Consider the following 7,685-nt stretch of genomic DNA (forward strand, 5'->3'; position numbering starts at 1 on the left):
TTATTTTCCGCTTATCGGCAATATCATTTTAATATGTTTGTTGAGAACGCGCACCGAAACCGAGCCGCTCTCGCCCTTTTCTCCGTCGAAATTCCAAACCGTGTTATCGGGCACGCGCACCTCGAACTCGCCGCCCTTATAAGAAAACACGTTGCCGCTCTTACTGAGCCGCTTGTATCCCCGAGTAAAAACTTTTAGAGCCGAAAAAAGATACCTTCTGTGCTTGCTGTGTTCCGACTCGTTTTCGCGAGGATACCCTTTTATAACCAAAACCTCGGCCTCTCCGTCGTCGAGCACGCCGCCGGGATTTACCCGCATGCTCGCAACGCTCCTGCCGTTCATAATCATCACCATTACCGCGCTCGCGTCTTCGCTCTTGTCGCCGCTCGAAAATTCCACCTCGTATTCGTCGAACACAAGGTCGTTTTTTATTATCTCCGCCGCGTAAGCCATTTTGCCGAACGCCCGCTTCCCGCTCTGCGGCGCACTGTACGAACACCCCGTAAGACCGCCGCAACAGGCTACGTACATAACGAACGAGTCGTTTACTTTCATTACGTCGAGTTCGCGAGGCTCGCCGCGCAAAATGTTTTTGAGTGCGCCGCCTATAGAGCGCGGTATGCCCGCGCTTCGCGCTATATCGTTTACCGTGCCCGTGGGAATGTAGCCGAGCGCGGGTCGGTTTTCTCTCTCGGCAAGCCCGTTCACAACCTCGTTAAACGAACCGTCGCCGCCCGCGAAAACCAACAAATCGTATTTGCCGCAAGCCTCGGCGGCAATATCTTTAAGTTCGCCCGCTCGAGTCGTGGCGCGAACGGAAACCTCGCCGAACCTTTCGGAAAGTTTCGCCGCTATCTTGCCCGCTCGCTTCGCCGCTTTTCCTTTGCCGCTTATAGGATTGTAGGCAAACAAACATTTCATAACCATATTATACACCCGAAGCGGCGCAAAGTAAACAAAATTTTATTCTATTATTATATCGAATTCGCCGTTATCGAGCCTAAGCTCGTCTTGTGAGCAAAGTTCGCCGCAACGAAGCGTTTTGCCGTGCGCCCTAACCGTGCACTTAGTGTTCGCGGGAGTGCCGATATGCAACGAAACGCGATTGCCTTCCCGCTTCCAAGCCGACGAAATTTTGCCGCGCACCGTATCGAGCGAAGCCGAGGCGGAGCTTACGCCGCACGCAAAACAAGGCTCTATCGCTATTTCGGAAAACGCGCCCGAACACTCCTCGGTGCGTATTCCCGCCACGTAGTTGTACAAAAAGCCGTCGTAAGCCGCAAACATAGGGTGATTGAACGAGTGCATATCGGTGCCCACGTTCGCCTCCCATCGCTCCCACACCGTGGTTGCGCCCTTTTCGAGCATGTACCCCCAACCGGGATACTCGGGATTTACAAGCGTTTTGTATAAAGTATCGGCGTATCCGGCTTCGGCAAGCCTGTAAAACAAATGGCGGTATCCGAGATTTCCGCAAGTGGTGTGATACCCGCGCGAGATTAAGTCTTGCGCAGCTCGCTCCGCCCACTTTTTGCAAAGTTCTTTCTCCTCGGGAAACACCGTAATCGCTATGGCGCACTCGGTTTGCGAACCGTTTCCGAGCGCTCCGCTTTCTCTATCAAGATATTTTCCGAAAAACGCCTTTTTAAGCGCGGCGCGTTTGTTGCGCCACTTTTCGGCATCGGCGGTTTTGCCTATTGCCTCGGCGATTTGAGCGGTGAGCGATATGTTCCAAATGTAGCTCGCGCCCGCCATGAATTTCTCCGAAACCTGCGCCGAATGAGTTCCGTCGCCGCCCGCGGAAAACTCGAACGCGGGGCACCAGTCGCCGTATATTCCCCACTCCATTATGCCGTCGCGCTCGAACTCGGCGAGCCTGTCGTTCCAACGGCAAAATCCCTCGTAGTTGCGCTCGAGCACGCGCTCGTCGCCGTAAAATTCGTACGCAAGCCAGCCGAGCACGGGATAGGCGTCTATGCCGTCGGCAACCGCCGACCCCACCGAAAAAGGAACGGTGTCGCCGAAAGCTCCGCTCTCGTCTTGCGATTCGGTAATCATATCCACGAAATTGGGCAAAAACTTGCTCAAATCGAAATTGCAAATCGCTTCGTATATGCGCGAAGCCATATCGTTGAGCCAGCCGAGCCGCTCGTCGCGTTGCGGGCAGTCGGTAAAAACTCCGTTTAAGTTGTTGGACTCGGTGAGAAAAGCCATATCGTGCAACTTTTCGAGCGTTTTATCGCAAGACCCGAATTCGCCGCACTTATCTAACGCGGTTCGCATGTGCTCCACGCTCACCGCCGTTATTTCCGCGCCGCCCTCGCACTCTATTTCGGCGTATCTGAACCCGTGGTAGGTAAAGCAAGGCGCGTAAGTTTCTTCGCCCTCGCCCGAGAGTATGTATAAATCGCGGTTTTCGGCAGTGCGCAAATTGGCGCGGCCTATCCGCCCCTCGGAGTCGAGCACCTCGGCGTAGCGCACGCACGCTTTGGAGCCGCGTTCGCCCTTAACCGATATTTTCAATCGCCCGCACACGTTCTTGCCCGCGTCTACCGCAACCGTTCCGCCCGCAAGTTTTTTTACGCTTGCGGGAGAAAACGAATACGTAATTTTCATGGGCGGCACGGGGCACGAAACGAGTTTGCCCGCGGGCGCGTCCACATAATACGCCGACACGAAACGCGCCGTGTCGGGCTTCGCTTTTTCCGAAAATATGTTTTGAGATATCCTGCCGTCGAAAATTTCGCCGCCGTAAATGCTGTTTCCCGTAACTCTGCCGCGCGTTACGTTCCACACCCTGCCCGCAACGGTGGGATACATTTCCTCCCTGCCGTCGGCGTAGGTGAGCCACAGCTCGGCTTTGCACTTTTTCGCGCCGTAAAACCCGTAGCCGAGCTCCACGCAAAGCGCGTTGTCGCCCTCGGCTATATCGAGCGCGTAGGCGCGGTAAAACACTCGGCGGGAATATACCGATATCGCGCCGTCGAAAAACGAGTTTGAAATTTCCTTTCCGTTAAGATAAAGTCTGTAACAACCGAGGGCGGCGAGATACAGCCGCGCCCGCACGGGCTTTTGCTTCGTCGCAAAATCCAGTCGCACAACGTCGGTGCAACCGTGATACGCAAGCGGCATGCCTATCCAACCCGCGCTCTTCATTGCAACGCCGAGATACGCCGTTTCGAATTTGGTTACCGCCGACTTTATGCCGTTGCACTCCGCGCGCCAAAAATATTCGGTGCGGTCGGCAAGCGGCTTTCCGCCGTAGCGCACGCACAAAGTGCGAGAAGAATTTATTTTGCCGCTGTCCCACATATCGGGCTTATCCGCAATCAAAAGTTCCTCGCGCGAAGCCACGCAAATGCGGTAATCGTGCTGAAACGTTCCGTTCTCGCCCCGCAGTTTCCAAGAAAAGGCGGGCTCGGGCGAGTCGATACCCAGCGGCTCGCGCTCGCCCTCCGTCCTCAAATCGTAAATTTCCATGATGCCTCTTATACGCCTTTCTCATGCTCGGGATTGCTTCGTCGGGCTTTGCCCTCCTCGCAATGACAGGTAAATCATTATGCCTCACGTTGTCCTCAGCCGAGCGCGTAGCGCGAACGCCACGAGCGTAGCGAGTATTGCGAGGGCATTTATGCCCGCGGCAATCTCCCGCATGGAGCTTGTACCGTTTCTATGCCTTTTTCCTGCGCATTGTAATTGCGAGCGCAACAGCGAGTATCGCCGCACCGAAAGCAAGCGAAGCAACTCCCGCTACGCTCGAGCCGCAACCGCAACCCTCTTCTCCGTCGCCGTTACCGCCGCCGTCGCCTACCGTAATCACAAACGTGCCCGAAACGGATACGCCGTTTACCGATACGCGGAACGTGAGTGTTTGCTCGCCGTTCTTCTCGGGGTCGTAACCGGTTACGCGAGCTTTGGTGAGGTCTACCGCCTCGCCTTCCGCGCCCGAAGCCATAATCACAACGCCTTTGAGTCCGAAATTCTCCACAAGCGCGGCAACGTCGAGTTCTGCGCCGAGCGCAATATTCACGGGTTTTTCGGACGTAATTTTGATTTCCTTTTCCACGTCCGCAACCACAACGGTGAACTCCGCCTCGTCTATCACCTTTCCGTCAACGTCTTTGAGCGTGGCGGTAACTTTGGTGCTGCCTATTTTAAGACCGCTGATTAGTCCCGACGTGCTCACTTTGGCGATAGCGCTATCCGCAACGGTGAAATACCACTCGCCGTGCGTGGCGTATACGGGAGTGATTTCCACGTTGGAAGCATGGGTTTTGCCCAAGCCCACGGTTACCGTTTCTTCTTTAACCGCGCCCGATACGGGGTCTATGTGCCAACTGAATTTATCTCCGTTGTACTTAATCTTTATATCGTGCTTAAGCTCGCCCACTTTTACGTAGTCGCCCTCGCCTACGGGCACGTTTTGAGCGTCTTTCGAGCCGAACCACTGATAGAACGTAAGTCCTTTTTTAAGAGTGATAACGTCGCCCGTTTCAAAGCCTTGAATTTGCGAGCCGCCGAAAGTGAACGAAGCAACCAAAATGTGGGTGAGATAGCTGGGAGCGTGGTCGCCCGAATTGAGCACCGCGCCTTTCACTCCGCCGCGCTCGAATTCTATAAAGTTCACAACCGTGGCTTTCTGCTCCTCGGTAAGAGCTTTCATGTGTACGTTTGCCATGTTGCCGAAAGTGCCGTTAAAGTATACGCCCACCGTGTTCTTTTGGTTTGCCCAAAGCGCAAAGTTGGCAATTATTACTTCGCGGTTGGGTTGCACGTCTACGTTTACGTTAACTTTGGCACTAAGCTCTTTGCCGCCTACGGTAACCGTTACCGTTACTTCAACGCTGTGCGTTCCCGTTGCGGTGGGCATGGTGAACTGCGTGTTTTCTTCGGTAAGCTCTATGTCCTCGCCGTAATAGGTCTTGCCGTCGCTGCCCGTGCCGCATATGAATTTGCCGCGCACTTTGGTTATATCCAGCTTTTCGCCCTCCGCCACGTAGAAAGTGCGGTTGTTGGAAAGCTCCACGCCCGTGGGTTGCGCTTCCTCTACCGTTACGGTGAATTTCTTCGCGCCTTGTTCGGTTGCGCTTACTATATACGCGGTTATTTCCGCACTGCCCGCGGCTTTGGCAAGCAGCTTTCCGTCTTTAACCTCGACAATTTCGGGACTTGCGGAAGCGTATTGAACTTTTATATACGAACCGGGAGGAGCGAGAGTCACCTCGGGCGCGAAATACGAATACTGCGGAACGGTAAGCGTTTCGTATGCGGGCGTAAAGTCGGTGGTATCGCTTACGTAATTTTTCCATTCGCTTCCCGTCCATACGAATTTGAGAGGTTGGGAGAATTTATACTTTGCCACCCAGCCGCCGTCTTGGGAGTGATAAAAACGGAAATTTTCGCGTAATTCCAAAACCGCGCCAATCTCGAGTTTATTCATTTCGGTAGCGTTAAATCCGTTGAAATACAGCAAGCACTGCTTTTCGCGCGAATGACCTATAGTGCTCAACTTATAGGTCTTTTCGCCCATAAGAGCGGGCACGCGCAACACCGCCATATTTTCGTGGAGTTGATATTTCGTAATATTGCCGAGTTCTTTTATGGCGCCGCTTGTCGTATACGTGCTCGCTGTGTAATCGAGCACTTTCACAAAGTTGCTTTCGGGTCCGCCCACAACGTCGGCAAAATACAGCATGAGCGCGTTATCCCATTTGTTCACTCTCGCCGCGCTTATCGCTTCCACCGTTTCGGTTTCATATACCATTACGGGCAAATCCGCGTAAAAAGTTTGCTCGGTTTCAGTACCTGCATTTAGCACTCTTTTAACTTTAAGCGAAGTTTTACCCGCCTTAGTAAATATAATCGGAGATTTCTCGGCTTTATCGAAATCTTCAACCGACATGGCTACGTTGGCTTTTTTTACCTTTTCGGTTTTGCTACACAAAAGTCCGTTTTCGTAAACGTATCTGCTTACGATTTCTCTGAGATTTCCGCTGGGAGTTTCAAAAAGATTTAATTCTTCGTTTACGTACGCTCTCAGCATATACTCGCCGTCTACTTTTACAACGCCGAAACTGTCTTCTATTTTTTCGAGAGCATGACCCGTGATTGCGGGAGTTGCGCCCACCGTTACGGTAACCTCATCTGCGGCTTGAGCGTATTGCACCTTTATGGTGACAGTGCCCTCTGACACACCGGTGATATATCCGCTTTCGGTAACCGTCGCAACAGCGGTATTGCTCGACGAATACGTGGGGGGAGCTTCGAACGCGTTGTCGTCTATTTCGGTTTTTATCTTTATCCTTTGATTTACGCAAAGTTTTTGGATATCCGTCTTGTTAGTTATTGCTACGTTTTCGGTGTATACGGGCGTGTTCCACGTTCCCTTTCCGTCGTAAATAAAAGTAACGTCTCGGTCGCCTACCGTGTAAAGCAAGCCGTTATAATCCACATAGTGGAAGCCCGCTTTTACGGTTACGCTTGCGCCGCGCTCCACAGAGTTTACCGCATTTTCGTCAAAATACAGCTTTAAGCCGCCGCTCTCCGCCTCGGTTCTGATGGGGTCGGCAACGCCGCTTCTCCACGCCACGTCTGCGCCCGAAGAGTCCTTAAACACGATATACTCTTTCATTGCCGCGTTGTTGGTTATTCCCGTTTCGCCCGAGTTGGGTGCTCCCGCATGCGCAAACGGATTGAGTTTTACGAACATTTGGTTTTGCGCCCTTACGCTTTCCACCTCGAACTTTTGTTCATCGCCTACATACCAAGCCCCGCCGCCTAAGTAAGTGTAAGTTACGCTTTCGTTAAGCGTATAAGTCTTTTTCTCGGCGGCAGCATATGCCGCATTATTTGCCGCTGTATCTTCGTCGCCGTTAGGCAAATGCTGAACGGTAAACCCTACAACGCCGTTAGCCGAAATACCGCTGCTTAACGTAAGTTTTGTGCCTTTTTCTAAGCCGCTCCCTCTTGCCCAAGACCTATCTACAAAGCCTTCGGTGCCTGCCGCGCCGGTATCTAAAAAATATATTTTGAGTGATTTGTTATTGCCTTCGTATCTAAAATTCGTAGCTTCCGTACTCTTGCTTCCGTCAGGCGATACAATAGTTACCTTTTCTTTGCCTACTTCCCCGGCCAAAGGAGTTTCTCTTTCGGTACCCGCAACATAAACAAACGGGTTCATTGCAACATGCACTCCGTTGTCGAAATTAGATACTTTACCCAATGTGAAAGTATTTTCCTCTTGAGTCGGCTCTTCCGCCGCATGAGCGGGCAATAACGCCACCCATGCCGACAAAGCCAACATAAGGCTCATGATTGCCGCAATTACGGCAATTCGCATTGTTTTTGTTTTACTCATAACTTCCTCCTAAAAGAAATTTTTTTATTAGTTTCCGTAAGGCTCGCCCCTGCGGTGAAACTCGGTGATATTTGTTAATGGGTTGCGTTCCTCATGTTTGGGATTGCTTCGTCGGGCTTCGCCCTCCTCGCAATGACACGGTAAAGTCGCTCGCAATAACGCGGTAAAGTCGCTCGCAATGACGCGGGGGGGCAAGCGTATCCTCGTCATTGCGAGGGCATTTATGCCCGTGGCAATCTCCTGCATGGTACATGTAATGTTACTTTCTCATGTTTGGGATTGCTTCGTCGGGCTTCGCCCTCCTCGCAATGACACGGTAAAGTCGCTC

At 52.4% G+C, this 7,685-nt stretch carries 3 protein-coding genes; all 3 read right to left on the bottom strand.

From position 1 onward, the window contains the following. Entirely contained in the window at positions 1 to 921 is a 921-nt protein-coding gene (locus NFR55_RS08960; protein WP_251548410.1) for a diacylglycerol/lipid kinase family protein, read from the bottom strand. A 42-nt stretch (positions 922 to 963) separates the two neighbouring features. Beyond that, positions 964 to 3,480 carry an alpha-L-rhamnosidase gene (locus NFR55_RS08965; RefSeq protein ID WP_251548411.1) on the bottom strand — a complete coding sequence of 839 codons (2,517 nt, stop codon included), beginning with the start codon at positions 3,478 to 3,480 and terminating at the stop codon, positions 964 to 966. Positions 3,481 to 3,670: 190 nt separating this feature from the next. After that, on the bottom strand, positions 3,671 to 7,357 hold the full coding sequence (locus NFR55_RS08970) for an Ig-like domain-containing protein (RefSeq protein ID WP_251548412.1): 3,687 nt from the start codon (positions 7,355 to 7,357) through the stop codon (positions 3,671 to 3,673). Positions 7,358 to 7,685 lie beyond the last annotated feature (328 nt).

Origin of the sequence: Pumilibacter intestinalis, from assembly GCF_943193005.1 — a bacterium.
In the GTDB taxonomy this organism is placed as follows: Bacteria; Bacillota; Clostridia; order Christensenellales; family Pumilibacteraceae; genus Pumilibacter; species Pumilibacter intestinalis.

Bases quoted from the DNA above. Each gene is read 5' to 3' on its own strand.
- NFR55_RS08960 (WP_251548410.1), bottom strand. From the start codon at position 921: ATGAAATGTTTGTTTGCCTACAATCCTATAAGCGGCAAAGGAAAAGCG.
- NFR55_RS08965 (WP_251548411.1), bottom strand. From the start codon at position 3,480: ATGGAAATTTACGATTTGAGGACGGAGGGCGAGCGCGAGCCGCTGGGT.
- NFR55_RS08970 (WP_251548412.1), bottom strand. From the start codon at position 7,357: ATGAGTAAAACAAAAACAATGCGAATTGCCGTAATTGCGGCAATCATG.